Genomic DNA, 25,790 nt, shown 5'->3' with positions numbered 1-25,790 from the left:
GTGATTAATCCAGTTCATCTGCGCACATTGCTCGAAGTGGTGGCGCATCGTTCCTTTGCCACGGCCGCAACCCGCTTGGGCTACACAGCCAGCGCTGTCTCCCAGCAGATGACAGCATTGGAGCGGAGCACCGGAACCACGCTGTTCCTGCGCGGCGCACGCTCCATTACCCCGACGCCCGGCGCGCTGCGCATGGTGCGCCACGCCAAACGAGTCCTGACCGACCTCGACGCGCTCATGGCGGACGTCGCCACGATCTCCACCGAAGCTACCGACCTTGAGGAAATCAAGCTTGGCATCTTCCCGTCGCTGGCCACCTACGCACTGCCGCAAATTCTCAAGGCCCCGGATTGGTCCTCCCTGGGCATCAACCTGCGCCTGTGGATCGGCGAACCCCAGCAGACTGTCGCGGGCCTTGGTACCAGCGGCGACCTCGACCTCGCACTGATCTTCCAGGTGGGACCCGGAGGGCTGTCCTGGCCGGCATCCCTTGAACGCACCTGGCTGGGCGATGACCAGTTCCGCGTGGTCATCCCGGCATCCTGGCCCATCGCCGAAGACTCCCAGCTGACCGTGGACCAATTGGCCGAATGGCCATGGATCTTCCACCACCCGGGCACCTCGGACGCCACCCTGATTTCCCGCTTGTTCTCGTCCTACAACATCCACCCGCAGGTGGCCGCCTACTGCGATGACTTCAATGCGTCGCTGAGCCTGGTGTCCTCGGGTCTGGGAGCCGCATTGGTCCCCGATCTGGCCATGGCCAACGCTCCGGAAGGCATCCGCATTGTGGATGCACCAGAGATCCGCCTGGCCCGCTCCATCTTCGCGCTGAAGCCGGAGAATTCGAAGAAACCGAAGGCAGCGCTGGTCTTGGACCGGCTCGCCCAGGTCCTCTCCCGCTAATTCATTGCGCCGCGGCCCCAGCGATGGCCGCCTGAGTCCCAAGAAAGAGGAATTCCCCGGTGGAGAACCCAAGCCCTGCATCCTCCAGCGACAGCGTGGTCATCGCGGCCGTGCATGGCCCCATCGGCCACATCCAGCTGAACCGCGCCAGCAAGCTCAACGCACTGACCCTTCAGATGCTCACCGAGCTGGGCCGGGTGCTGCGTGCCTGGGCCGCGGACCCTTCGATTTCCCTGGTGTTGCTCACCGGCCGCGGCGAGCGCGCCTTTTGCGCCGGCGGGGATATTGCCGATTTCCATGCAGCGGTCACCACCGGACGGCACCAGGATTTTGCCGATCTGCTCTCCACCGAATTCGAGCTCGACTATCTGATCTCCGCCTACCCCAAGCCGCTGATCAGCCTGGCCCACGGCATCACCATGGGCGGAGGCATCGGGTTGGCCTCGCACGCACCGGTGCGCCTGGTGACCCCGAACGCAGCCATGGGAATGCCCGAAGCGAAGATCGGCTACACCCCTGATGTGGGCGGCAGCCACCTGCTGGCCAACGCCCCGGGACACTTCGGCGAGTACTACGCCATGAGCGCGCAGTCCTTCACCGGAGCAGATGCAGTGCTTCTCGGTTTCGCCGACGTCGTGGTCACCGAGGAATTCGCCGCGAACATCCTCGATGAGCTCGAGGAGTTCGCCGGGCTGAATGCCGGCGAGATCGCGGCGGCCATCGAGGTCATGCACGGAGCCCCGGAGTCCTTCGCACTGGAGATGGATCGCGGCTGGATCGACCATGCTTTCAGCGCCGGCTCCCCGCAGGAAGTCATCGAGCGCTTGGGGCAGATGGTCCATCCCGCGGCGCAGCGCGCGGCGCAGCTGCTGGCGGCGAACTGCCCCACCAGCATGGCCAGCGCGTTCTACAACGTGCGTGCCGCCCGTGCTGAGCAGGACCTGCGTTCGGCATTGGACCGCGAGCTGCGCTCGGCCCGCTACCTGATGCACCGCCCGGATCTTGCCGAGGGCATCCGCGCCCAGGTCATTGACAAGGACCGCAATCCCGCATGGATTCCGGCTTCGCTGGACGACGTCGACCACGAAGTCTTGCGGTCCCTGGCTGCTGGTTCCGAAGGCTAGCTATCGGCCCCGGGCTTGCCCTCGGGCCGGGTGACATCTGCGTGCACCGGGCGCACCTTTGCTGATTCCCTCGGCTCGATGCGCGGCGCGCTCACCGCATCTTCTGGTTCGTGGACCGTCGACGGGGTGATGTCCACGCTCCTGGGTGCCGCATAGTCCAGCGGCGCATGCTCGCCGAAGTGGTCCGCATCCGCCTCATCCCAATCCTCCTTCCAGGAACTTGGAATGTCCTCTAGCAGCTCGCCGGGACGCAGCCACTGGAACAGCGAAGCGTAGGAGCGGGTGGACTGCAGGTTCACCCGGCGGCGCAGCATCCTGGTGTTCAGCTGCTCCGGGCTGGTCAGCCCCATCGATGCTATGATCTGCGCGCATTCGGTGACGGTCAGGCGATGGTAGTTGTAGACGCGGTGCCCCTTGTCCTCCACATCCAGTGCGCGCATCAGTCGCTTGTTCTGCGTAGCCACGCCAACCGGGCAGTGGTTGGTGTGGCATTGCTGGGCTTGGATGCAGCCGGTGGCCATCATCATGGAGCGTGCCGAGAAGGTGAAGTCCGCCCCCTGGATCAGCCGCTTGATGATGTCCGAGCCGTTGGCGACCTTGCCCGCGGCGGCGAGGCGGATCTCATCGCGCAACCCGGCACCCACCAAGGTGTTGTGCACCAGCATCAAGCCTTCGGTCAGCGGCGCGCCAACATGGTCTTCGTATTCCAGCGGGGCGGCGCCGGTGCCGCCCTCGGCACCGTCAATGGTGATGAAATCCACCAGGATTCCGGTTTCCAGCATGCCCTTGCACAAGGCCATGACATCGGTGCGGGAACCGACGCAGAACTTGATCCCCACCGGCTTGCCGCCACTCAGTTCCCGGAGCTTCGCCACGAAATGCATCAATTCACGCGGGGTGGAGAATTCTGCGTGGCTGGCGGGCGAAATGCAGTCCACGCCCATGGGGACATCGCGGGCCGCAGAGATCTCCTCGGTGACCTTGGCAGCTGGCAGCACGCCGCCGAGCCCGGGCTTGGCGCCCTGCGAGAGCTTGATGGTGATGCCCTTGACGTTCTCGTGGCTCGCCTTGGCAGCGAAGGTTTCAGGGTTGAAGCGGCCTTCCGGGGTGCGGCAGCCGAAGTAGCCCGAACCGATTTCCCAGAACAGGTCGGCACCGTATTCCAGGTGGTATTTGGTCAGCCCGCCCTCGCCGGTTTCATGGACGAACTCGCCCGTCGCCGCTCCCTTGTTCATGGCCAGCACGGCGTTGGCGGACAGCGAACCGAAGCTCATCGAGGAGATGTTCATCAGCGAAATCTCATAGGGCTTCGAGCATTGGCTGGAGCCCACCCGGACGCGGTGCTGCGAGGTGGACGGGGCCACCGGGGCCGCCGAGTGCAGCAGGTATTCGTGGCCGACTTCATTGACGTTCAGCTCCGTGCCGAAGGCCTTGTGGCTATCTGCGCCCTTGGCCCGTGCATAGATCAGCGAGCGGGTATCGCGGCTGAAGGGACGTCCATCGGTGTTGCGCTCGATGAAATACTGCTGGATCTCGGGGCGGATGAATTCGAAAAGGTAGCGGGCGTGCCCGACGATCGGGAAGTTGCGCAGGATCGCGTGCTTCTTCTGCGACAGGTCCCTGATGCCCAGCAGCACCAGCAAGCCGGTCAGCACGACAAGGATCCACCAGACCCATTCTCCGGAGGTGCCGGCAAGGATCGCCGTCACCACGAAGCCAGTGAATAGAACAGCCAGAAACAGGAGAACCACTATTCGCATCATATTGCGAGCCTAGTACGTCCCTTCCAGCTTGTCAGTCCCCTCAAGCCAGCGCCCATGAATCAGCTGGGCAGGACCCTGTCTGCTTCGCGCACGGACATGCGGGAGAACAAGGATTGCTCGTCGGCCAGCAGATCCTGCGCCGCACCGCGTTCGCACACCCGGCCATCGCGGAGCACCAGCACGCTTTGTGCCCGGTGCAGGATCGAGAGCCGGTGGCTGATCATCAGCACCGCCATCCCTTCGGCGCGCCGGCGCTCCACAGCATCCAGGACCAGCTGCTCGCTGCTGGCGTCCAGCGCGCTGGTGGATTCATCGAGGATCAGCACCGCAGGCTGGCGCAGCAGCGCCCTGGCCAGGGCCACCCGCTGCCGCTGGCCGCCGGAAAGCCGTGCAAAGCGATCCCCCAGCCGGGTCTGCAAACCGTCCTTCTGCTTGCACAGCCATGGCCCCAGTCCCAGCTCTTCAAGGACCGCTTCCATCGCCGCGTCGCTGATCCCCTCGGCACCGAGCAGCAGGTTCTCGCGCAGCGTGCCGCGGATCATCACCGCCTCTTGGGAGACCAGGATGATTCGCTGGCGCAATTGCGCCAAGCTCGCCGCTTCCAGCTGCACGCCAGCAAAGCTCGCCATGCCTTCCGCTTCCACCGACCGCACGAGGGCGGCGGCGATCGAGGACTTGCCGGAGCCACTCTCGCCCACCATGGCGATCAAAGATCCCGGTTCGAGGTCGAAGTCCACGCCCTGAACTGCGCGATAGCCTTCGAATTCAACACAGAGATCCGAAACGCGCAAGGTGCCGGTGGCAGGCAGGGGCACCGGGTTGGCTGTTTCATGCACCGGATGGCTGGCTGCCGCGGTGGCATGCAGCCGGCGAGCGCTGGCCAGCGAGTCCTGCAGGCCCAGGATGAAGCCGTCCACGGCGCGCACCGCTTCATAGGACGGGACCAGGGCGCAGCACAGCAGGAGCAGCGTGCCGAATTCTCTGGCGGATCCCAGCAGGACAAAGAGCGTGAGCAGGCTGCCCCAGATCACCAGCTGGGTCAGCGTGGCCCGTACCGCGGTCCAGCTACCGGTCGAGCGGGCGGCCTGCCTGGTCTGCTGCAGGCTGCCGCGCAGGCTCTCCATGACCGGTTTGCCGGCGTTGAAGCCGTGGATCACGTCGATGCCGGCCAGGGTGTCGGTCAGCAGCTGATTCTGGACGCCGCGGGCGGCGGCGGTGCTCCGGGCGCTGGAGCGCAGGGAGCCGACGCCGATGGCCGGGATGAGCACGCCAATGAGCACATAGCCGGCGAGCAGCACCAGGGCCGGTTCGCTGCCGAAGAGCGACCAGGTGCCCCAGGTTGCCAGGGCGCTGACTACTACAGCCGCTACGGCCGGGGGCAGGGTGTGCGCGAAGAACACCTCTACCTTGTCGATGTCGCTGGTGGCCTTGGCGAGCATCCCGCCGGAATTCTTGGTGCCGGCGGTGAACGGCGCTTGGCGTTCGAAGGCCTCGTACATGCGGTTGCGCAATCGTGCCAGCGACAGGAACGCCACCCGGTGGCCAACATACTGTTCCAGGTAGCGCAGTGCTCCCTTGGCCAGTCCCAGGACGATGACCGCGGCTGCCAGCATGCCCCAGCCGGTGCCGGCTGGCAGCAACCCGGTGTCCAGCTGCAGGGCCTTGGCCAGGCCGAGGCCGGCGATGACGTAGATTCCCAGGGACGCCAGCCGGGTGGCGCAGGCGAGCACGCAGGCCAGCAGCAGCGGCGGGAGCAGATCCCTGGTGCTGCCCAGCAGCCAGGCGACGGTCGTGAGCGTGGAGGTTTTCTGCGTATGCATTAGTTCCCCTCCCCCATTTCGGTCCGGCCGCCGGAGTGCAGGGCTTCGGCGCGGTGGCGGAATCCGTCCATTGCCTCTTTGAGATAGCCATCGGTGGCCAGCAGTTCTTCGCGGCTTCCGGCCTGGATGAGCTGTCCCTGGTCCATGACCAGCACATAGTCGTAGTCGGCGAGCAGGCCCAGACGGTGGGTGACGGTAATGACCGTGGTGCTGCGGTCCAAGCCGCGCAGAGTTCCGAGCACTTCCGCTTCGCTCTGCACATCCAGGGCGCTGGTCGGTTCATCGAGCAGCAGTATCGGACGCTGCGCAAGCAAGGCCCGGGCGAGCGCCAGGCGTTGGGCTTGGCCGCCGGACAGTCGCGCCCCGCCCTCGCCCAGGCGTTGGTCCAATCCATCGGGTTGCCCCTCGAACCACGGTCCCAACCCGACCCGGCGCAGCGTGTGGAGCAGTTCGCCGTCGCTGGCGCCTGACGAACCGAGCAGGAGGTTCTCGCGCAGGCTCATGCCAAAGAGCGTTGCCTGCTGTTCCACCACGGCGGTGCTGGCTTTCAGGGTTGCCGGGCCCATGGCCTGGCGGGCATCGCGGATGGTGCCGTCCGACGCTTCGAGCTGGCCCTGGAGCACGCGCAGCAGGGTCGTCTTGCCGCTGCCCGATGGCCCGATGATGGCGGTCCGCGAGCCTGCCGGGAAATGCCAGGAAATGCCGGACAGCGCCTGCTGGCCGCTGTCGTAGCCGGCGCTGACGCCGTCCAGGATCAGATCGCGGTGGCGCAGGTCCACGTCCAGCGGGTTGGCCATGGAGCGGTGCATCGGAATGCCGGCGACCTCTGCCAGCTTCTTCTCGGCGGCTTTCCCTGTCATCCCGATGTAGAAGAAGCTGCCCACGTAGTTCACCGGCGCGAGCATCAAGAAGCTCAGGATCACCAGGGACAGCGCTGCGCCCGGGGAGATCGCCCCGGAGCCGGCGCGCCACCAGGCCAGCAGGCAGGCGGTGGCGAGCAACAGCACGGCAAAGCTTGAATCGATGACCAGCAGGATCAGCTGGTTGCGGGCCAGCAGCTTCATCACCTGCTGTCGTACCCGTTCGGTGGCCTTTTCGATGCGGGCGCCCATCCAGCGGCTGCCGCCGTTGAGCTTGAGCATGCCCAGGGAACGCAGCGCATCAAGGAAGGTCGCCGAGAGGATGCCCTGGGCTCGGCGGTATTCTCCGTTCGAGGCGCCGAAGCGCCGCTGGAAGCCCAGCACGATGACCGGAACCAGTGCGGTGGGAACCAGCATCAGCAGTGCGCTGAGCGGGTCAATGGCAAAGGCGATGAAGCACAGGATCAACACCGGGGTGGCCACCGCGGAGACGGCCGGGCCGATGAAGCTTGATCGGTACTTCACCGACCGTTCCACCGAATCCATGGCAGCATGGACCAGTTCCCCCTCGCCTGCGGCACGCACTGCCAGCGGGCCGATGGACAGATAGTGCTTGAGCAGCTTCATGCGGTGGTGCTCGGTGAGGTCTTGGCTGTTGCGCGAGATCACCACGGGAATCAAGAAGGTGGCGACGGCCATGGCCAGCAGCTCGCCGACGGCGCTGAAATACCATTGGGTGCCCAGCCGGCGATCGGACAAGAGCTCATCCAGGCCCTGGCCCACGACGATCACCAGGCCGGCGGTTCCGGCCGCGGCAATCAGGCTCAGTGCCACCACGATGGCTGTTGACGCCGAAAAAATTCCAAAGACCCTACGCACCCTCCTATCCTAGGCCAGAGCCACCCGGCAGCCTCCCGCCGCGGAATGTGCCGTCAAGGCGCGGGCCGTGAAGCGTCATACATTGCCCGTGGCCTGCGAAGTGCGCGAAACTGGAGTGCATGAGCACTCCGGAGCTGAAACAACGTCCGCATTCTGTCACCCTGCGGTTCCTTGCCGCGCCGACCGACGTCGATGTCACCGGGATCGTGGCTGCGGGCACCGTTCTCGAATGGGTCGACAAGGCCGCCTACGCCGCGGCGGTGGGATGGTCCTCCAGCTATTGCGTCACCGCCTATGTCGGCAACATCCACTTCGAGGACCCGATCCACTCCGGCGATCTGGTGGAGGTCACCGCTTCGGTGGTGTACACCGGCACCAGCTCGATGCATATCCATACCGAGGTGTCCTTCAGCGATCCGCGCGAATTGCGGCCGGTGAAATCCAGCAGCTGCCTGGTGATCTTCGTAGCGGTGGACGAGGAGGGCAAGCCGACACCGGTTCCAACGTTCACCCCGGGCACGGCCAAGGAAATCGCCGTGCGCGAGAATGCGCTGGCACGCATCGAGATCCGCGAGCAGATTGTCGCGTCCATGAATGGCCAGGTCTACACCGATGAAGGCACCGCCGAGCGGGTTGTCCTGCGCTTTTTGGCGGCGCCGACCGATGTGAACTGGGGCGGCAAGGTGCACGGCGGCATCGTGATGAAGTGGATCGATGATGCCGCGGAGCTGTGCGCGGCCCGCTACTGCCAGCAGGAAACCGTTGCGGTGTTCTCCGGCGGGGTGCGCTTCTACCGGCCGCTGCTGATCGGCCACCTGGTGGAGGTCGAAGCCCGCCTGGTCTATACCGGCAACAAGGGCATGCACATTGCCGTGCATGTGCGTTCGGGCGATCCGAAGACCACCGACATGCAGCTGACAACCTACTGCCTGACCGTGATGGTCACGCGGGATGAAACCGGGACTGCTGTTCCGGTCAAGCCGTGGGTCCCGGTCTCCGAGGAGGACCGGCGGCTCTGGAATCACGCCCGCGACCTGCTGGCCATCCGCGCGAACGCGCCCGGCGGCTACACCCCAGTGCATCTGGCCGAGGAGAACGCCAAGTGAGCACAGATAAGCCATTCGTCAAGGTTTGCGGCCTCTCCACAGCCCAGGACGTGGACGTCGCCGTGGCCCACGGCGCCGATGCCGTCGGGTTCGTGCTGACCGAAAGCGTCCGCGAAATTCCGGTCCAGCGCGCTGCCGAACTGGTCAAGGCGGTTCCCGCCGGCATTGCCACCGTCGCAGTCTTCCGCGGCGAGGACATCGGCACGGTGCTGGAGCGGGCCGGACAGGCCGGCGTGGGCTGGGTTCAGCTGCATGGCCAGCGCACCGCAACGGATGTGGCCGCCGCCCACGAGGCGGGGTTCAAGGTCATCCGTGCGGTACGCCGCAATGACTCCGAAGAGCAGTTCGCCGATTGGGGCGAGGAGCTGCTGCTCATCGACGCCTCGGTGCCAGGCAGCGGCGAAAGCTGGGACTATGCGGCGGTGAAGGACCTGGCCGCGGGACGCCGCTGGCTGGTGGCCGGCGGGCTGTCCGCGCAGAATGTGGCTGAAGCCTTGGACGCCTCCGGCGCTTTCGGCGCCGATGTCTCTTCCGGCGTGGAGTCAGCTCGCGGGGTCAAGGAACCCAAGCTGATCGCCAGTTTCATCGAAGCGGCCAAGGCCTAGCCAAGCTCCCCGCGACAGCTGATTCAGCGGATCCAGTTATGCGGGGCGGGCTTGCGGGTGCTGGGCAGCGCACCGTCCTCTCGCCATTGGTGCAGCCATTGAGGCAGGACCAGGTCTTCTGGCATTTCCAAGCCGACAGCTGCCAGGATTTCCTCATTGGGCACCGCGCCCTTTTTCGAGGTCATGCGGGTGGCAATGTAGGCGCGGGCGTAGATCTCGCCCTTCACCACGATGCGCTGCTCGAAGTAGATGCACTTGTCGTCCATGCCGATCAGCTTGGTTTCCTGCGAGAACTTGGTTCCCAGGCGGACCGACTTGCGGAAGGTGATGGTCTCGGTCTGCACGACCGGAACCCACTTGTTCTTGGACATGATGTCCCAGACGCCAGAGCGGAACATCAAATCGAAACGCCCGAGGTCGAAGATGGAGAAGTACATGCCGTTGTTGATGTGGCCGGCAAAGTCGATATCGGTCAGCGTGGCGCGCATGTCCACTGAGCTGGTGTCGAACATGGTCAGCTTGGAAGCCTTCTTGCTTTTCAGGTAGACCATGAGAATTCGGAAAATCATGTGCATACCATCACATTACTCGTTAGTAACCTTTATTCCTAGATCATGTCCTTCCCAGCTCAGCATCGAGACTAAGCCTCCAGGCTCATGCCCGGAACAGCGCAAAACGGTAAAATCGGTTCCAATGCCTGGCCAACGCAACAAACAAGGAACGTCATGCGCCGACTGCCCGAGCTAGTTCACCGTCGGCTCCCCACGCTGCCTCCGGTGGATTGGGAACGCCCCGCTCCCGATCGGAAGGGACTGCGCCGAGATGTGATCGTTGCCGCGGGCTTCCTGCTGCTGGCGCTGGCCATGCACGAACTCATGCAGTCCCTGACCGAACGGGAAGACGCGCCAGATCGCCTGCTCTCCTACCTGGTGCTGGCGTCCTTGATCGTGCCGCTGATGTTCCGCCGGCGCTGGCCGATTTCGATGATGCTCATCGGCTCGGCTGCCTTCTTCGGCGCAGGTAACGAGAACACCTACCGGGTCGGCATGGAACTCTGCGCGCAGCTGGCCTATTTCATTGGCATCTACACGGCGGTCACCTGGTCGAAGAACCGCCGGGGCCTGTGGACGGCAATGAGCGTGGTGCTGTTGTTCATGGCCACCTGGCTGATTATTTCCTTCTTCTCCTCGGACCTGTTCAAGGCCACAGGCACCTCCATGGTCGAAGAACCGGCAGGCGTCCTGCCCACAACCACGGCCTTCGTCCTCTACAACCTGCTGATGAACCTGATGTTCTTCGGAGGTGCGATCTTCCTTGGCATGGTCAGCTGGACCAATGCCTATGCCAGCCAGATCGTCGAAATCCAGGCGCAGCGCATTGCCGAGCAGTCACAGCAGCTGGCAGACCGCGCGGTCAACCAGGAACGGCTGCGCATTGCCCGCGAATTGCACGATGTCATCGCCCACCACATCGCCTCGGTGGGCGTCCAGGCTTCGGCCGCCCGCATGGTGCATGACCGGGATCCCCAGCAGTCAATCGAGCTGATGCGCGGCATCGAATCCTCGGCGCGCAGCGCAGTCAGCGAAACACGGGCCCTGCTGGGCGTATTGCGCGAACATGACGACCCGGACGATGTGCCGGGCTCGGCCGAGGGCGCACGGAACCCCGAACCGTCCATGGCGCAGCTCGACGAGCTGATCGCCACGAATGAGCGGCAGGGACTGGGCATCCAGCTCTCGTGCGATGAGCACCAGCCCGGTTTCATTTCTTCCCTGCCAGCCGGCCTGTCGCTCGCGCTCTACCGCATCAGCGGCGAGGCCTTGGCCAACGTCCGCGCGCATTCCACTGCCCGCACCGCCACCTTCTCGCTGCGTTCGGGAACCGATGCGGAGGGCGCATGGGTAGAAGTCGAAGTCACCGACAACGGCCGCCCCCGTCTCGATTCAGCCGGAGGCGGCTACGGCCTGCGCGGCATCCGCGAACGCGCCAAGCTGCATCACGGGTTGGTGGAAATCGGCCCGCGCATTCCGCACGGCTGGCGTACCCGAGCCCGGTTGCGGGTGGTCTCCGACGCGGCAACTAGACTGTCATCATGAGCAAAATTACCGTGGTGATCTGCGACGATCAGTCCCTGATCCTGTCGTCGCTGAAATTGATCTTGCAAACCGACCCGCAGATCCAGGTCATCGGCACGGCAGAGAACGGCCAAGCGGGCCTGGACCTGGTCCGCGAGCTGAATCCCACGGTGGCGCTGATGGATATCCAGATGCCGCAGATGGATGGCATCGAAGCCACCAAGCTCATCGCCAGCACCACGCAGACCAAGGTCATCGTGCTGACCACCTTCAACCGCGACGACTACCTCTTTGACGCCATGGATGCCGGCGCCAGCGGTTTCCTGCTGAAGAATGCCGAACCTGAAATGCTGGTCACCGCTGTGCACCAGGTCGCCGCCGGCCATGGCCTGCTCTCCCCCGAAGTCACGCTGAAGCTCATCCAGCGTGGCACCGGGGCTGGCACTGGCGCGGATTCGGCAGAGCCATCTGCCGAGGCACAGCAGCTTGAAACGCTCACCGAACGCGAACGCCAGGTCCTGTCCGAGCTGGCCCAGGGCAAGAACAACCAGGAAATCGCCGCGGTGCTCTCGCTGTCTGAAGCCACGGTGAAGACCCACCTGTCCAACCTGTTGGCAAAACTGCACCTGCGCGACCGGGTCCAGGGTGTCCTCTTCGCCCACCGCGCCGGACTCATCCAATAGTTTCATTCCCCAGAGGGAGCGCAAATGCTCCGTCTTTTCCTAAGCTGATGAGCAGGAACAATATCTGGCAGAGGAAAGCATGCTTGAGCTACATCATGTGTCGCGGTCATTCGCGCAGAATCCAGTCTTGAACGACATCAGCTTCACCGTACCGGGCGGGGCGCTGACCGGATTCGTCGGCGCCAATGGTGCCGGCAAGACCACCACCATGCGCATCATCATGGGATTGCTCAGTGCCGATTCGGGTTCCGTGACGCTCAACGGCCAGCCGCTGACCGGGGCTACGCGCCCCAACTTCGGCTACATGCCCGAAGAGCGCGGCCTGTATCCCAAGCAGCCCGTCATCGACCAGCTGGTCTACCTCGGACAGCTGCATGGCCTCTCCCGCTCCGGTGCGCGCAAACGCGCCATGGAACTGCTGGCCCGCTTCGGACTCGATGACCGAGCCAAGTCGAAGCTCGAATCGCTGTCCCTGGGCAACCAGCAACGCGTGCAGGTCACCGCGGCACTGCTGCACGAACCCGATGTGCTCATCCTCGACGAACCCTTCAGCGGCCTCGACCCCATCGCCGTTGATGCGATGAGTTCGATCTTGCGCGACTATGCGGCGCGCGGCGTTCCGGTGCTCTTCTCGTCGCATCAGCTGGATCTGCTCGATGTGCTAGTGGATCATCTGGTGATCATCCAGGACGGCAGGATCCTGGCTGATTCCTCGGCTGATGAGCTCCGTGCAACCCAGGCTTCCCGCCACCGGCTCTCCCTGGGTTCCGACACCGGGTGGCTGCGCAGCGAACCTGGCGTCACCGTCATCGATATTTCGGGCCACGAGGCTTTGGTGAATTTCGATTCCGAATCAGATGCCCAACGCGTGCTGGCCACCGCCATGAGCCGCGGCCCGGTGGCAGAGTTCGCGGTCCACCGCCCTTCGCTGGCCGACATCTACCGGGAGGTCATCAAGTGAACGCTTCCACAGCCCCATGGCTCATCGTTGCCCTGCGCGAAGTCGAAACGAAGCTGCGCGACAAGGCCTTCATCATCAGCACCATCGTGACCTTGCTGTTCATCGTCGGCTCGGTGGCCATTACCGGCGTCCTGGGCAATCGCACCTCGCATTTCACCGTGGCAGCCACCGACGATACGAGTTACCAGGTGCTGGAGCAGGTGATCAAGGATCGCCCCGACGATGTGGAATTGAGCATTTCACGGCTTACTCCAGAGAATGCCAAGCAGCAGCTCTCCGCCGAGCAGCTGAGCGCCATCTTGTCCGCTTCGGATGACGCACAGGAATTCACGTTGACCGGTTTCAACGAGGTTGACCAGGAGCTCAGCTCCCTGGTCCGCGAGGCGATGAAATCGGCGATGACCGATCAACTACTCGCCGAGGCCGGACTGGAATCATCCAGCCTGCCCGATAATGACGACTTGGTCACCGACCAGCTTCACGGCGACTCCGAACGGGCGGCGATGGCCAGTGTCATGGGACTGGTCTTCTCCTTCCTCTTCTACATGGCGGCGTTCCTCTTCGGCATGCCCATAGCCAATTCGGTGATTGAGGAAAAGCAGAACCGCGTGGTCGAGATCCTGGCCAGCACCATCCGCCTGCGCCAGCTGCTGGCAGGAAAAATCATCGGCAATGTCATTCTGGCGATGCTCCAGCTGCTGGCCTTCCTCAGCATCGGCTTGCTGGCCGCCTACATTTCCCCGATCCAGATCCCGTTCCTCGGAATCGTCACCCAGGTGGCCGGATGGTTCGTGGTGTTCTTCTTCGGCGGCTTCCTGCTCCTGGCCGGGATCTGGGCGGCCCTGGGGTCCTTGGCTACCCGCACCGAGGATCTGCAGCAGTCCAGCGGGCCGGTGGTAGGGCTGTTGATGGCGGTGCTGTTCATCGGGTTGTATGCCAAGGGCAGCTTCCTGGTGGTCGCTTCCTACATTCCCATCGTCTCCTCGGCGGCGATGCCCATCCGCCTGCTCTCCGGCGAAGTAGCCATCTGGGAACCGGTGCTTTCCCTGGCCATCCTGCTTGCCGCCTGCTGGATCGTCTTGCTGTTCGCGGAGCGGATCTACCGCCGGGCGGTAATGCACACCGGTGGCGCGCTGACCTTGCGCAAGGCACTGAAGCTCGAGGTCTGAGCCGATGAAGCGGGACCAAGACGTTGCACAGCCAGCGTCACTAGACTTGAACAAGTGAGCGAAGAAAAACCACTGTTGCATCTGCCGGCCCGCCTGATCATTGTCTGGCTGGTGCTGATCGTTGGCATTACCGGATCCACGCTGCTGTCCACCGCCGACTATGTCACCGGTGGCAGCCTGTTCTCGCTGATTGCCCTCTGGGTGATCAGGCTCGTGGCGATCGGCAGCTTCTGGCTGCTCGAAGCACGCAAGGACACGAAGATCTTCGCGATGCTGCTGGTCCTGCTGTCGCTGGTCCTGGACATCCTGCTGAAGCTGCCAGTGCTGGACACCGTGGAGTACGGCGACTGGTTCCTGGTCTCCGCGCTGGATCTGACCGGCATGTACACCGGCTACTTCACCGTGTGGGGCATCGTGCTCCCGGTGCTGTCGCTGGCCGGCTGGTTCATCCTGCGTCCGCGCCAGCTCGCCGGCTGGATTGTCGGCCTGCTCTCCGCGGTGGGCCTGGGCTTCGTTGCCCTGTCGGTTGCAGGTTCAGCCAGCGGATCCGTCTTCGCCTTCACCCTGGCGACCTTGGCGCGCTACCTTGTTCCTGCGCTGCTCGCCGCCGCGGCCGATTTCCTGGCCGCCAAGCTCAAGGAACGCAAGAAGTAGATAGTTCTCAAGAAAAAGGCTGTGGCCAGCATCCATTCACCTGGATGCTGGCCACAGCCATATATATGTGCTTACTCGCTAGATCAACTCATCGCTGAGGTGATTAGGGGTGCCGAAGCGGTGCGCGGTAATGGATACTGCCTGCTCATGCAGGAACGGAAGCATTTCCACACGCCCGGCAGCGGTTACCGGAGAAGCATAGACGGCCACGTCCGGCTTGCCGTTGGTCGCCTCGGCAACCGCCTTCACCGAGCCGCCGATCAGGCGGATGCGGGCAGCGGAATCCGGGCCGGTCTTCGCAGCCAGCTTCGCCGCGCGGGCGGCGAAGGCCGCGGCATCCTCGCGCACCACGGTGACCGAGTTCTCTGCCAGCAGGTTGCGCACGCCTAGCGGCAGCGGCACATCAGCGGAGAAGAGCACGCGGGACCCTGCGGTGACGCCGGCGGCGATGACGCGCAGCGCCTCGGCCAGGCCGTGGCCGCTGGTGGCTTCCTCGAAGCGCACGGTGACATCGACCGGACGGTAGCGCAGGATGTTGCGTTCTGCGAGCAGGCCCGAGCGGTCCTTGGCCTGGTTGAACTCGTTGTTCCACCACAGCTTGTCGCTGGCCAGCGCGGAGCGCAGCCATTGCGCCTGCTCCGAGTCCAGTTCGGCGGTGTTCAGCAGGCGTTCGTCGAAGGCCGAGAGCGCCGCGCCCTGCTTGGCCGGGGCATCGGTCCAGGAACCCATGCCGACAAGGTAGTTCGGGCCGCCGGCCTTGGTGCCTGCGCCGATGGCCGACTTCTTCCAGCCGCCAAATGGCTGGCGCTGCACGATGGCGCCGGTGATGCCGCGGTTGGCGTAGATGTTGCCCGCCTGGATGTTCTCCAGCCAGTAGCCCATCTCCGCCGAATCCAGCGAGTGCAGGCCCGAGGTCAGTCCGTAGTCCACCTCGTTGACAATCTCTACCGCTTCTTCCAGCGTAGCGGCGGTCATCACGCCGAGGATCGGACCGAAGTATTCGGTCTTGTGGTATTCGCTGCCGCGGGCCACGCCGTAGCGCACGCCCGGCGAGTAGAGCTTGCCCGAATCATCGAGCTGCTTCGGCTCGATGGCCCAGCGCTCCCCGGCGCCCAGGGTGGTCAAACCGCGCTTGAGCTTCTCGCCCGGCTCGCCGATCAGCGGGCCCATCTGCGATTCCGGGTTCCACGGGTAGCCGACCTTCAGCGACTTCACCGCGTCGATCAGCTGGTTGTTGAAGCGGCGGGATTCGGCCACCGAACCCACCAGCACCACCAGCGAGGCGGCCGAGCACTTCTGGCCGGCGTGCCCGAAGGCCGAGGCCACGACATCGCGGGCGGCCAGGTCCAGGTCCGCGTTCGGGGTGACGATGATGGCGTTCTTACCGGAGGTTTCGGCCAGCAGCGGCAGGTCCTTGCGGAAGGAGCGGAACAGCTCGGCGGTCTCGTAGCCGCCGGTGAGGATCAGGCGGTCAACGCGCTCATCGGCAACCAGCTGCTGGCCCAGCGAGCGGTCGCCCACGAAGACCAGCTGCAGCACGTCCTTGGGCACCCCGGCATCCCACAGGCACTGCACCATGACGGCACCCACACGGGCGGCCTGGGTGGCAGGCTTGATGATCACCGCGGACCCGGCAGCCAGCGCCGAGAGCGTGGAGCCGGCAGGGATCGCCATCGGGAAGTTCCATGGCGGGGTCACCACGGTCAGCTTCGAGGGGACGAACTTCGCGCCGTCCACGGCATCCAGTTCACGGCCCAGTTCGGCATAGTAGTGCGCGAAGTCGATGGCTTCGGAGACTTCCACATCGCCCTGGTCGATGGTCTTGCCGCATTCGGAGCCCAGCACCTCCAGCAAGGTGGCGCGGCGCTCCTCGAAGAGCAGGCCGGCGCGGTGCAGGATCTGCGCACGCTCGGCCGAGCCCAGCTGCTGCCAGCCGGCGGCGGCATCCACGCCCATGGCGATGGCTTCGTCGAGCTCGCCGGCACTGTTCAGCGTATTGCCTTTCACCAGGTCCTTGCCCAGCGGCGAGTCCTGCATCTTGGACAGGATCTCGCGTCCCCAGGCACGGTTCTGCGCCAGATCCGGGTCGGTATCAGGGGTGTTGAAGAATTTGGTGGTGCCGTCGTCGAAACCTGCCACGCGGGCGCCCAGCTCGGGGTCCTGGACCTGGCGGTTCTGCACCCGGTGCGGGGCGGGAACCACATTGGCCATGGTTTCCAGCGACCTGAGGAAGCGGTTCTTCTCGCGTTCGAACAATTCCTCGTTCTTGGCCAGCTCGAAGACTGCCGACATGAAGTTTTCCTGGCTGGCGCCTTCTTCGAGGCGGCGGATCAGGTAGGCGATGGCCACGTCGAATTCCTGCGGGTGCACCACCGGCGTGTAGAGCAGCAGCGAGCCGACTTCCTTGCGCACCGCTTCGGCCTGGCCGGTGGCCATGCCCAGCAGCATTTCGAACTCGATGCCGTCCGTGACGTTGCGCGACTTGGCCAGCAGCCAAGCCAGGGCGACATCGAAGAGGTTGTGCCCGGCAATGCCGATGCGGATGTTCTCCACATGTTCCGGGCGCAGGGCGTATTCCAGCACCGACTTGTAGCTGGTGTCGGAGTCCTGCTTGGTGTGCCAGGTGGCCAGCGGCCAGCCGTGGATGTCTGCTTCCATGGTTTCCATAGGCAGGTTGGCGCCCTTGACCACGCGGACCTTGATTGGCGCGCCGCCGTCGGCCACGCGGGCCGCGGAGAATTCCTGCAGCTGGATCATCGCGCCCAGGGCATCGGGCAGGTAGGCCTGCAGCACGATGCCGGCTGGCAGCTCCTTGAACTCCGGCTTGGACAGGATCTTGGTGAAGACCGCCATGGTCAGTTCCAGGTCCTTGTACTCTTCCATGTCCAGGTTGATGAACTTCTTCTTCGGGCTACTGGCAGCCAGCTGGTACAGCGGCTGCAGCTTTTGAACGATGTGCTCCACTGCTTCGTCGAAGGCCCAGTGGTTGTGCGGGGCGACGGTGGAGGAAACCTTGATCGATACGTAGTCCACGTCATCGCGTTCAAGCAGCTTGGTGGTGCCATCCAGCCGGCGGGCGGCTTCGCCTTCGCCGAGGATGGCCTCGCCGAGCAGGTTGACGTTCAGGTGCACGCCCTCGCGCTTGATCTTGGAGATCGCGCCGCCGAGCTTGGCATCCGAAGCGTCGATGATCAGGTGGCCCACCATTTCGCGCAGGACCCTGCGGGCGATGGGGACAACTACCTGAGGCATAGCCGGGGCCAGGGCGCCGCCGACGGCGACGGCCTTGCGCATGTACCAGGGCAGGAAGCCTGGAACCATGGGGGCCAGCTGCTTGAGGTTGGCCGCCGCGACCTTCAGGTCTTCGGGGCGGATCACGCCGTCGACGAAGCCCACGGTGAAGTCCAGGCCCTTGGGATCCTTGAGCACGCCGGCCAGGCGGGCGGCGGCGGCATCCACCGGGTAGTCGGAGGCTTCGGTGAGCCAGCGGCGCACCAGCTTGATGACGTCGTCAGCAAGTTCGGCCGGCGAGGTGAGCGGGTTGCCGTCGGCATCCAGTGCGGCTGGCACTGCCTGCTGGGTATGGGTGAAAGACACTGGTGGTCCCTTCGATGCAATTCGTACTTGTGGTTCGGCACCGAACGCTGATGTCGTTATGGCTTTTCTTGGCGTTTCGCCGTGGCCGGCGGAGCGCAAGGAAAAGCTGTGTGCAAGATCGAGTATGAACCCTTATTGTCTTAAGCAAAAGTGAACAAAGCCGAAGATGATCGTTCGGTTTTGCCAAAGTATCTGGGCTCCGTGAGTCCGCATTAACTGAATGGCGGTAAAACCGTGCTTGAACTGAGAAGATTGCGCCTGCTTCGCGAGCTGCATATCCGCGGAACCATTGCCGAGGTGGCCGATGCGCTGAGCTACTCGCCCTCCTCGGTGTCGCAGCAGCTGAGCCAGCTGGAAGCGGAAACCGGGGTGGAGCTCCTGCGGCGCACCGGGCGCACGCTCAAACTCACCCCGCAGGCGCAGATCCTGGTGGCCCACACCGAGGAACTGCTCGACTCCATGGAGCGCGCCGAAGCGGATTTGTCCGCGGCCATGTCCACCGTTTCAGGAACCGTCCGACTAGCGGTTTTCCAGACCGCCATGCTGCGCCTCATGCCGCCGGCGCTGCGCGAACTGCGCACCAAGCACCCCAACCTGCGAGTGGAAATGAGCCAGCAGGAACCAGCCGATGCGTTGAATGAAACCAGCAGCCGCAACTTCGATCTGGTGGTCGCCGAGCAGTACTCGGGGCACTCGGCGCCGCACTACGACAACCTCGACCGGCGTGTTCTGACTCACGATCCGATCCGCCTGGCCCTGCCGGCGCGAGGCGGAGCCGGGAACGCCGAATTCGACCGGGTGCACCACCTGGAGCATGCTCTTTCCCTGCCCTGGGTGGTCGAGCCCGACGGGGCCGCCAGCCGGCACTGGGCGCTGCAGGCCTGCCGGCTGGCCGGGTTCGAGCCTGACCTGCGCTACGAAACCGCTGATTTGCAGGCTCACGTGCAGCTTGTCGCCTCGGGAAATGCCGTGGCGATGCTCCCGGATCTGGTGCTGCGCGACCAGCGCCACGCGCTGCGCACTGTGGATCTTCCCGGCGCTCCCGAGCGCACGATCTTCACCGCCATGCGGCATTCTTCCGTCCAGTCTCCGGCCATCCGCGCGGTACGCAAATCGCTGCATGCCCAGCCCGGAATGAGTGATGCAAGCAACTCGGCGATTTTGGCTACACCCGCAGACTTCGATACGGTCGACTAGATAACAGATAGATCACAGACCGAATGGCACCCGGCGACAAACCCGGGAAATAGTGCCATAGTGGTGACTCGCACCACAGAAATCCGCGCCTTTGGCGGCTGGGAATAGCCGCGGGCACAAACGGTAATGAGGAAAAATGTCCGACCAGACTTTCCAGATGATTGCGATCGCAATTTACATGGCCGCGATGCTTGGCATCGGCTACATTGCATATCGCCGCACCAACAACATTGACGACTACATGCTGGCCGACCGCGGCCTGAAGCCCTGGGTTGCCGCCCTGTCCGCCGGCGCCTCCGACATGTCAGGCTGGCTGCTCATGGGCCTGCCCGGCGCCATCTACCTCGGCGGCCTGCACGAGTCGTGGATCGGCATCGGCCTGCTCATCGGCGCCTGGCTGAACTGGAAGTTCGTCGCCCCGCGCCTGCGCTCCTACACCGCAATCGCGCAGAACGCCATCACCATCCCGAGCTTCTTCGAAAAGCGCCTGAAGGACAAGGCGCACCTGCTGCGCATCGGCTCCTCGCTGATCATCCTGGTGTTCTTCACCTTCTATGTCTCCTCGGGCATGGTGGCCGCAGGCAAGTTCTTCCAGGCATCCTTCGGCTGGCAATACCTTACCGGCATGCTAGTCGTTGCGGGGATCACCCTGCTCTACACGCTGTTCGGTGGTTTCCTCGGCGCCTCGCTGACCGACATGGTCCAGGGCGTGCTGATGTTCGCGGCGCTGATTGCCGTGCCGATTGTGGCGGTGATCCGCATTGGCGATATCGAGACCCTGGGTTCGCGCATCACCGCGGTGAACCCGGAAGCCTTCAACCTGTTCTCCTCCTTCAATGACAACGGTGCGATCCTTGCCACCGTGGCCATCTTCTCCACCGCCGCCTGGGGCCTGGGCTATTTCGGCCAGCCGCACATCATCGTGCGCTTCATGGCGCTGCGCACCCCCGCCGAGGCCAAGACCGCACGACGCATCGGCATCGGCTGGATGTTCCTGACCACCCTGGGCGCCGTGGCCACCGCGTTCATCGGCGTCGCCTACTTCGCCAAGGAGCCGCTGGACAAGGCCAGCAGCGAGACCGTCTTCCTGCTGCTCAGCCAGATCTTCTTCCACCCGCTGATCGCCGGCCTGGTGCTCGCCGCGGTGCTGGCCGCGATCATGTCCACCATGTCCTCGCAGCTGATCGTCTGCTCCTCAGCACTGGTGGAGGACCTGTACAACATCACCGGCCGCAAGGCCTCGCCGAAGGCCCTGGTCAACCTGGGTCGCGGCGGCGTGCTGCTGATCGCGATCATCGCCGCGCTGCTGGCGCTGAACCCGAACTCCTCGATCCTGGAGCTGGTCTCCTTCGCCTGGGCAGGCTTCGGCGGCGCCTTCGGCCCGATCGTGCTGCTGGCCCTGTACTGGCGCAAGCTGACCGCCGTGGGTGGTTTCGCCGGCATGGTCACCGGTGCCGTCGTGGTCTTCGTCTGGGGCAACGTGGACGTGCTGGCCTCGGCCATGTACGAAATCGTCCCGGGCTTCCTCGCCGCCCTCGTGGTCGCATGGCTGGTCTCCAAGGCCACCTACCGCCCGAACGCGGAGATCGAAGCCGAGTTCACCGAAATGGAACAGGAAGTCGGCGCGAAGGTCACCGCCTAGCCGTCATTCCCGTGCAAAGCTCCCCTGGCCATCTGGGCCAGGGGAGCTTTCCTCTTGCAGGACCCGGTGTAACAGTTCGGCCAGGCTTTCAGCTTCTGCCAGCCGAAGCGCACCGGGCACAGTAGCCTAGAGCTATGCCCGAGCAACCGAGCTGGAAGGAACGATTCCCAGATGAGCACCACGAGCAAGTTCACGCACTGGCAGCGCACCGAGTCGCAATTCCTGGCCGCTGACCCGCAAGCCGTCTACTCGATCGTGGGCAACCTGTCGCAGACCGGGCAGTGGATGAAGAGCTTCGACGGCTTCATCGTGCACGATGACCAGCGCGGGGTGGGCACCAAGGTCGACCTGCTGCCGCCGGGCAAGCTCTTCGGCCCATTGCACCGCAGCACCGCCCCGTCGGGTTCCATCACCCGCCGCAACCAGGACACCCTGATGGTGGAGTTCACCCAGCCGCAGCCCGCCGGCGAGATGGTCTTGCGCTGGCAGGTCGAGCCGCATGAGCACGGCTGCGTGCTGCGCTTCACCGTTGAGCTCAACGGCCCGGGCACCACCGCCTTCAAATTCACCGTGGCCAACGCGTTGTGCAAGGACTTCGCCATCGCCGCGGCCCGCCTCTACCGGATCATCGCCCCGAGCGCGCACCGCAAGCGCGATGCCCAGGTGGTCATCTCCGGCGGACGCGGATTCCTCGGCCGCAACCTGGTCGCGGACCTGGTCTGCCGCGGCATGTCAGTTTCGGTGCTGACTCGCAACCCGGAGGATGATTTCCCTGCCGAGCAGTACAGCTGGGACGGAGTCCACCAGGGTGCCTGGGCCAATGTGCTGGCCAGCAAGCATCCGGTGCACCTGGTCAACCTGGCCGGCGAGCGCGTCGACAAGCGCAACACCCCGGAAAACCTGGCGGCGCTCACCGGTTCGCGCGTGGCCTCCACCCAGACCTTGGCCGAAGCCGCTGCGGCGGCACCGAAGCTTGCCACCTGGATCCAGGCCAGCACCACCGCGATCTTCGGCGATGCCGGCGAAGAGGAGCTGACCGAATCCAGCCCGGTTCCCACCGACCAGCGCGCCCTGCCGGAAATGACCGGGGTCGCCTCCGCCTGGGAACAGGCCTTCACCGGGGCCGAGGTCAATGCCGAGCAGCGCTACCTGCTGCGCACCTCGCTGGTGATGCACCCCGACGCTCCGCTGCTCGGCCCGCTGAACCTGCTGGTGAATACCGGCCTGGGCGGTCCGATGGGCGATGGCAAGCAGTGGTTCAGCTGGATCGGGCTGGAAGACTGGTTGCGCCTGATCCGCTGCCTGCTCGGCTTCGAGGAGCCGGCCATCCCTGCCGGCCTGGTGCATGCAGCCTGCCCGAAACCGCTGCGCAATGCCGAGGTCATGGCAGCCTTGCGCTCCATCGCCGGGTTGCCTGGCCTGCCCACCGGTTCGGTGCTTCCGAAGGTCGGCGCCGCGGTCATGGGCTCCAACGCCCGGGTCGCGTTGACCGGACGCAAGGTCACCAGCGAAGTCCTGCAGCAGGCAGGATTCGAGTTCCAGCAGCTGGATTTCGCGGCCACGGTATCCAGCTAGCGTCCGTGCACTGCTGCAATAAGGAGTAATCTTCACCGCGCATTGATCCCGCGCCCGCCGTTGCATGCCAAGTCACAAGCTGCAACAGCGGGTGCTGGCGCAATGTTCACCACCCGTTAAGCAGAACGTGTGCCGGTGCTTGCAAAGAGCCCTGAGCATGAAACTGTCACGCATTGCGCCGTGCCATTGCCCTACTTCGGACAGTTTCAAAGGACATCTCCACATCATGGCCAACATTCTTGAAGCCCACGCCCCGGCTTCTCGCCACCGCATGCCCAAACCCAGCGATCTCGACAAGCTGCGCCACAAGGCACGCACCGTCACCGATCAGCTCAGCGCCAACGTCGCGGTCGACGCGGCCTACAACGAGTCCGAACCGGCAAATCTCCCGGCCAAGGTCCTGCGCATGGACCGCAAGCTGAAGAACATGAGCGAAGTCCGCCATTTCTTCCGCACCAACACCACCCCGATCTTCTTCCTCGGCGCCACCCCGGTCAACCTGCTGGGCCTTGACCGCTGGGTCCGCAAATTCAGCTACATCACCTACTACGACGGCTGGGATGGCCATCACCCGCGGGTCTTCACCCCCGCCGAGAAGCCCTATGTCGATTTCCAGAGCGCCGAAGAGATCAACAACTGGCTGCTGGAGAACTCCGAGGTCCGCGAATACATCGATTCCCAGTGCACCCCGGGCGGTCCGCGCCCGAAGATCGCGATGGTCTTCTTCGACGAGGAAACCGAAGCGATCTGCGAGGAGCTGGGCTACGACCTGATCCTGCCTTCGGCGGCACTGCGCACCGAACTGGATTCCAAGATCGTCACCACCAAGCTGGGCAATGCGGCTGGCGCCCCATCGGTGCCCAACGTGCTGGGCACCGCCGATAGCTACGAGGAGCTCATAAAACTAGCCGAGGAAGCCGGCCTGGGCGATGACCTGGTGGTGCAAACCCCGTACGGCGATTCGGGCAAGACGACCTTCTTCATCGATTCCAAGGCGCAGTTCAAGCAGCACTCCAAGAACATCATCGGCGAGCAGCTGAAGATCATGAAGCGCATCAACAACCAGCCGGTGGCCGTCGAAGCGGTGCTGACCGAATGCGGCACCGTGGTCGGTCCGATCCTGACCGAACTGGCAGGATACAAGGAGCTGACCCCGTACAAGGGCGGCTGGTGCGGCAACGAGATGCACCCGGATGTGGTCACCGATTCCCAGCGCTCGCGCGCCATCGACCTGGTACGCAAGGTGGGCAACGGCCTCAAGGACACCGGCTACCGCGGGTTCTTCGAGGTGGACGTGCTGGTGGACACCGACACCGACGAGGTGTACCTCGGCGAGCTGAACCCGCGCATTTCCGGAGCCAGCGCCATCACCAACGTCACCGCCGGCGCCTACGCCGACGTGCCGCTGTTCCTCTTCCACCTGCTCGAATACCTCGATGTGGACTTCGAGCTGGATGTCGACGAGATCAACGCCCGCTGGGAAGAGATGAGCGGGGCCGATGTCTGGAGCCACATGATCATCAAGGAAACCGATGACATCCTGCAGTACATCACCCACGCGCCGCGCACTGGCAACTACTACCTCGACTCGCGGGGCAAGCTGCAGTTCTCCCGTTCCGCCTTGGACTGGCACCAGCTGCAGACCCACAAGGAAGCATTCTTCCTGCGCATCTACGGCGTTGAGGATTACCGATGGAAGGGAGCCGATCTTGGGGTCCTGGTCACCAAGGCCAAGCTGCAGTACGAAGGCAAGAAGAAAACCAAGCTCAGCATCGATGCCAAGCACTTCATCTCCTGCATCCGATCCCAGTACAAGGGAATTGACGTTCCGCCAGCAGAGCATGGCAACTGAAGCGACTGATGCCGCCGGGCACATGGCGGCTAACCTCGCAGGTCCTCCCAGCAAGGCGCTGAACATCGCCACCTGGCAGTACCCGCAGAACATCAAGCGCTCTTTCCAGAACATCGCCCGGATCCATCCCACCGTGAAGGTTTCGCGCGGAGACGGCCCGATCGTCAGGTTGCACCTGGCCGAGGAGAAGCTGGGCAAGCTGGAAGTTGCCAAAGCGAGCATTACCGACCCTGCACTGACCGTGCGCGGGGTAATGCACGCGACGAATACCGATGCCGTGCTGGTCATGCACAACGGACGGATCCTCTGGGAGAAGTACTACAACACCATGACCTCGCTGACCGATCATCTGCTGATGTCGGTCAGCAAGACCCTGGTGGGCTCCCTGGCCGGTGCGCTGGTGGATGCCGGAAAGCTCGATACCGAGCAGACGGTGACCACCTACGTGCCGGCCTTGGAGCGCAGCGGCTATGCCGGCGCCCGCGTGCGCGACCTGCTGGATATGCGTTCGGGGATCAGGTTTTCCGAGGAGTACCTGGATCCGCAGGCCGAGGTGCGCCAGCTGGAGGAAGCCATCGGCTGGGCGCCGCAGCGTGGCGACATCGGCCCGATCGGGATGTACGAGTTCCTGCTGACCTTGGAGGCCAAGGGACCGCACGGCTCGGTGTTCGAATACCGTTCCTGCGAAACAGATGCCCTCGGCTGGGTGCTGGAAGCCGCCGGCGGCGCCCCGATGCAGGAACTGCTCTCAGACTATGTCTGGTCGAAGCTCGGGGCCCAGCAAGACCTGGTGATGGGTGTTGACCAGTTCGGCACCGGCATGTTCGATGGCGGCTTCAACGCCTGCCTGCGCGATTTGGCGCGGTTCGGCCATCTCTATGTCAATGGCGGGCGGGCGCTGACCGGCAAGCAGGTGCTCTCCGAGGAATGGATTGCCGATACCTTCATCGATGATCCCGCGCTGGTCCAGGCTTTTTCCCAATCGCCGGGCGATAACATGATGCCCGGCGGGCACTACCGGAACCAGATCTGGTTCCCGAACCCTGCCACCGGGGCCGCGGTGGCCCTGGGCATCCATGGACAGATGATCTACATGGATCCGGCGACCAAGCTGGTCGCGGTCAAGCTCTCCAGCTGGCCGCTGCCGCAGGACGCTTCCAAGCTGTTCCCGACCATTCGCGCGTTCGAGGCGATCTCGGCGCATCTGGCGGAACGGAAAGTATAGCCTCCAGGCCACTGGCCAAGGCCTTGGTTTGCGCATCGTGCGCGAACCAGGGCCTAGGACGTTGTGCCGGCGGCCATCCTGCGCTCCAGTCCCTGCA

At 64.3% G+C, this 25,790-nt stretch carries 19 protein-coding genes; 14 read left to right on the top strand and 5 right to left on the bottom strand.

The genetic code is table 11. The features are described from left to right. Complete coding sequence (locus BKX98_RS15340) at window positions 1-906, top strand: LysR family transcriptional regulator (protein WP_073707910.1); 906 nt, start codon at window positions 1-3, stop codon at window positions 904-906. A gap of 59 nt (window positions 907-965) precedes the next feature. After that, the gene (locus BKX98_RS15335) at window positions 966-2,030 is read left to right on the top strand and encodes an enoyl-CoA hydratase/isomerase family protein (RefSeq protein WP_073707909.1); all 1,065 of its coding nucleotides are present in this window, start codon (window positions 966-968) and stop codon (window positions 2,028-2,030) included. Here the strand turns inward: BKX98_RS15335 and BKX98_RS15330 are convergent. From BKX98_RS15330 to BKX98_RS15320, 3 genes are all read right to left on the bottom strand, one after another. Next, the gene (locus BKX98_RS15330) at window positions 2,027-3,790 is read right to left on the bottom strand and encodes an FMN-binding glutamate synthase family protein (protein ID WP_233125405.1); all 1,764 of its coding nucleotides are present in this window, start codon (window positions 3,788-3,790) and stop codon (window positions 2,027-2,029) included. The genes BKX98_RS15335 and BKX98_RS15330 overlap by 4 nt on opposite strands. 62 nt (window positions 3,791-3,852) lie before the next feature. Continuing rightward, on the bottom strand, window positions 3,853-5,613 hold the full coding sequence (locus BKX98_RS15325; RefSeq protein ID WP_073707907.1) for an amino acid ABC transporter ATP-binding/permease protein: 1,761 nt from the start codon (window positions 5,611-5,613) through the stop codon (window positions 3,853-3,855). Continuing rightward, window positions 5,613-7,310 carry an ABC transporter ATP-binding protein/permease gene (locus BKX98_RS15320; protein WP_158024711.1) on the bottom strand — a complete coding sequence of 566 codons (1,698 nt, stop codon included), beginning with the start codon at window positions 7,308-7,310 and terminating at the stop codon, window positions 5,613-5,615. The genes BKX98_RS15325 and BKX98_RS15320 overlap by 1 nt, the downstream gene beginning before the upstream one ends. A 161-nt stretch (window positions 7,311-7,471) precedes the next feature. Between BKX98_RS15320 and BKX98_RS15315 the strand changes: the two genes are divergently transcribed. Together BKX98_RS15315 and BKX98_RS15310 are read left to right on the top strand one after the other, a co-directional pair. Beyond that, window positions 7,472-8,458: an acyl-CoA thioesterase gene (locus tag BKX98_RS15315; RefSeq protein WP_073707905.1), complete on the top strand. Its 987-nt coding sequence runs from the start codon at window positions 7,472-7,474 to the stop codon at window positions 8,456-8,458. Next, on the top strand, window positions 8,455-9,063 hold the full coding sequence (locus BKX98_RS15310) for a phosphoribosylanthranilate isomerase (protein ID WP_073707904.1): 609 nt from the start codon (window positions 8,455-8,457) through the stop codon (window positions 9,061-9,063). The genes BKX98_RS15315 and BKX98_RS15310 overlap by 4 nt, the downstream gene beginning before the upstream one ends. A gap of 23 nt (window positions 9,064-9,086) precedes the next feature. Here the strand turns inward: BKX98_RS15310 and BKX98_RS15305 are convergent, their stop codons facing one another. Then, the gene (locus BKX98_RS15305) at window positions 9,087-9,638 is read right to left on the bottom strand and encodes a thioesterase family protein (protein WP_038991618.1); all 552 of its coding nucleotides are present in this window, start codon (window positions 9,636-9,638) and stop codon (window positions 9,087-9,089) included. 150 nt (window positions 9,639-9,788) lie between these two features. Between BKX98_RS15305 and BKX98_RS15300 the strand changes: the two genes are divergently transcribed. The 5 genes from BKX98_RS15300 (at window position 9,789) to BKX98_RS15280 (ending at window position 14,605) form a co-directional block, all read left to right on the top strand. Continuing rightward, window positions 9,789-11,159: a sensor histidine kinase gene (locus tag BKX98_RS15300; protein WP_073707903.1), complete on the top strand. Its 1,371-nt coding sequence runs from the start codon at window positions 9,789-9,791 to the stop codon at window positions 11,157-11,159. Then, window positions 11,156-11,821, top strand: coding sequence for a response regulator transcription factor (locus BKX98_RS15295; RefSeq protein ID WP_073707902.1), 666 nt, complete (start codon window positions 11,156-11,158; stop codon window positions 11,819-11,821). The genes BKX98_RS15300 and BKX98_RS15295 overlap by 4 nt, the downstream gene beginning before the upstream one ends. A 79-nt stretch (window positions 11,822-11,900) precedes the next feature. After that, window positions 11,901-12,782, top strand: coding sequence for an ABC transporter ATP-binding protein (locus BKX98_RS15290; RefSeq protein ID WP_073707901.1), 882 nt, complete (start codon window positions 11,901-11,903; stop codon window positions 12,780-12,782). Further along, on the top strand, window positions 12,779-13,951 hold the full coding sequence (locus BKX98_RS15285) for an ABC transporter permease (RefSeq protein WP_073707900.1): 1,173 nt from the start codon (window positions 12,779-12,781) through the stop codon (window positions 13,949-13,951). The genes BKX98_RS15290 and BKX98_RS15285 overlap by 4 nt, the downstream gene beginning before the upstream one ends. Window positions 13,952-14,005: 54 nt before the next feature. After that, the gene (locus BKX98_RS15280) at window positions 14,006-14,605 is read left to right on the top strand and encodes a hypothetical protein (RefSeq protein ID WP_066144743.1); all 600 of its coding nucleotides are present in this window, start codon (window positions 14,006-14,008) and stop codon (window positions 14,603-14,605) included. A gap of 78 nt (window positions 14,606-14,683) precedes the next feature. Here the strand turns inward: BKX98_RS15280 and BKX98_RS15275 are convergent, their stop codons facing one another. Beyond that, entirely contained in the window at window positions 14,684-18,202 is a 3,519-nt protein-coding gene (locus tag BKX98_RS15275; protein ID WP_073707899.1) for a bifunctional proline dehydrogenase/L-glutamate gamma-semialdehyde dehydrogenase, read from the bottom strand. Window positions 18,203-18,436: 234 nt separating this feature from the next. On the opposite strand from BKX98_RS15275, the gene BKX98_RS15270 reads away from it, so the two are divergent. From BKX98_RS15270 to BKX98_RS15250, 5 genes are all read left to right on the top strand, one after another. Then, window positions 18,437-19,399: a LysR family transcriptional regulator gene (locus BKX98_RS15270; RefSeq protein ID WP_073707898.1), complete on the top strand. Its 963-nt coding sequence runs from the start codon at window positions 18,437-18,439 to the stop codon at window positions 19,397-19,399. 136 nt (window positions 19,400-19,535) lie between these two features. Then, window positions 19,536-21,041: a sodium/proline symporter PutP gene (gene putP, locus BKX98_RS15265; RefSeq protein ID WP_073707897.1), complete on the top strand. Its 1,506-nt coding sequence runs from the start codon at window positions 19,536-19,538 to the stop codon at window positions 21,039-21,041. 171 nt (window positions 21,042-21,212) lie between these two features. Beyond that, a complete protein-coding gene (locus BKX98_RS15260; RefSeq protein WP_073707896.1) occupies window positions 21,213-22,616 on the top strand; it encodes an NAD-dependent epimerase/dehydratase family protein in 1,404 nt (467 codons plus the stop codon). A gap of 226 nt (window positions 22,617-22,842) precedes the next feature. Then, window positions 22,843-24,468 carry a biotin carboxylase gene (locus BKX98_RS15255; protein ID WP_073707895.1) on the top strand — a complete coding sequence of 542 codons (1,626 nt, stop codon included), beginning with the start codon at window positions 22,843-22,845 and terminating at the stop codon, window positions 24,466-24,468. Beyond that, complete coding sequence (locus BKX98_RS15250) at window positions 24,458-25,693, top strand: serine hydrolase (RefSeq protein WP_083586975.1); 1,236 nt, start codon at window positions 24,458-24,460, stop codon at window positions 25,691-25,693. Before BKX98_RS15255 ends, BKX98_RS15250 begins: the two co-directional genes overlap by 11 nt. Window positions 25,694-25,790: the final 97 nt, after the last annotated feature.

The sequence above is a fragment of the Glutamicibacter sp. 0426 genome (assembly GCF_001906485.1).
In the GTDB taxonomy this organism is placed as follows: domain Bacteria; phylum Actinomycetota; class Actinomycetes; order Actinomycetales; family Micrococcaceae; genus Glutamicibacter; species Glutamicibacter nicotianae.
The sequence above is the reverse complement of the archived record's forward strand: the minus strand, read 5'-3'. Positions and strand labels throughout refer to the sequence as shown.

Bases quoted from the DNA above. Each gene is read 5' to 3' on its own strand.
- BKX98_RS15330 (WP_233125405.1), bottom strand. From the start codon at position 3,790: ATGCGAATAGTGGTTCTCCTGTTTCTGGCTGTTCTATTCACTGGCTTC.
- BKX98_RS15325 (WP_073707907.1), bottom strand. From the start codon at position 5,613: ATGCATACGCAGAAAACCTCCACGCTCACGACCGTCGCCTGGCTGCTG.
- BKX98_RS15315 (WP_073707905.1), top strand. From the start codon at position 7,472: ATGAGCACTCCGGAGCTGAAACAACGTCCGCATTCTGTCACCCTGCGG.
- BKX98_RS15305 (WP_038991618.1), bottom strand. From the start codon at position 9,638: ATGCACATGATTTTCCGAATTCTCATGGTCTACCTGAAAAGCAAGAAG.
- BKX98_RS15300 (WP_073707903.1), top strand. From the start codon at position 9,789: ATGCGCCGACTGCCCGAGCTAGTTCACCGTCGGCTCCCCACGCTGCCT.
- BKX98_RS15295 (WP_073707902.1), top strand. From the start codon at position 11,156: ATGAGCAAAATTACCGTGGTGATCTGCGACGATCAGTCCCTGATCCTG.
- BKX98_RS15290 (WP_073707901.1), top strand. From the start codon at position 11,901: ATGCTTGAGCTACATCATGTGTCGCGGTCATTCGCGCAGAATCCAGTC.
- putP (WP_073707897.1), top strand. From the start codon at position 19,536: ATGTCCGACCAGACTTTCCAGATGATTGCGATCGCAATTTACATGGCC.
- BKX98_RS15260 (WP_073707896.1), top strand. From the start codon at position 21,213: ATGAGCACCACGAGCAAGTTCACGCACTGGCAGCGCACCGAGTCGCAA.
- BKX98_RS15255 (WP_073707895.1), top strand. From the start codon at position 22,843: ATGGCCAACATTCTTGAAGCCCACGCCCCGGCTTCTCGCCACCGCATG.
- BKX98_RS15250 (WP_083586975.1), top strand. From the start codon at position 24,458: ATGGCAACTGAAGCGACTGATGCCGCCGGGCACATGGCGGCTAACCTC.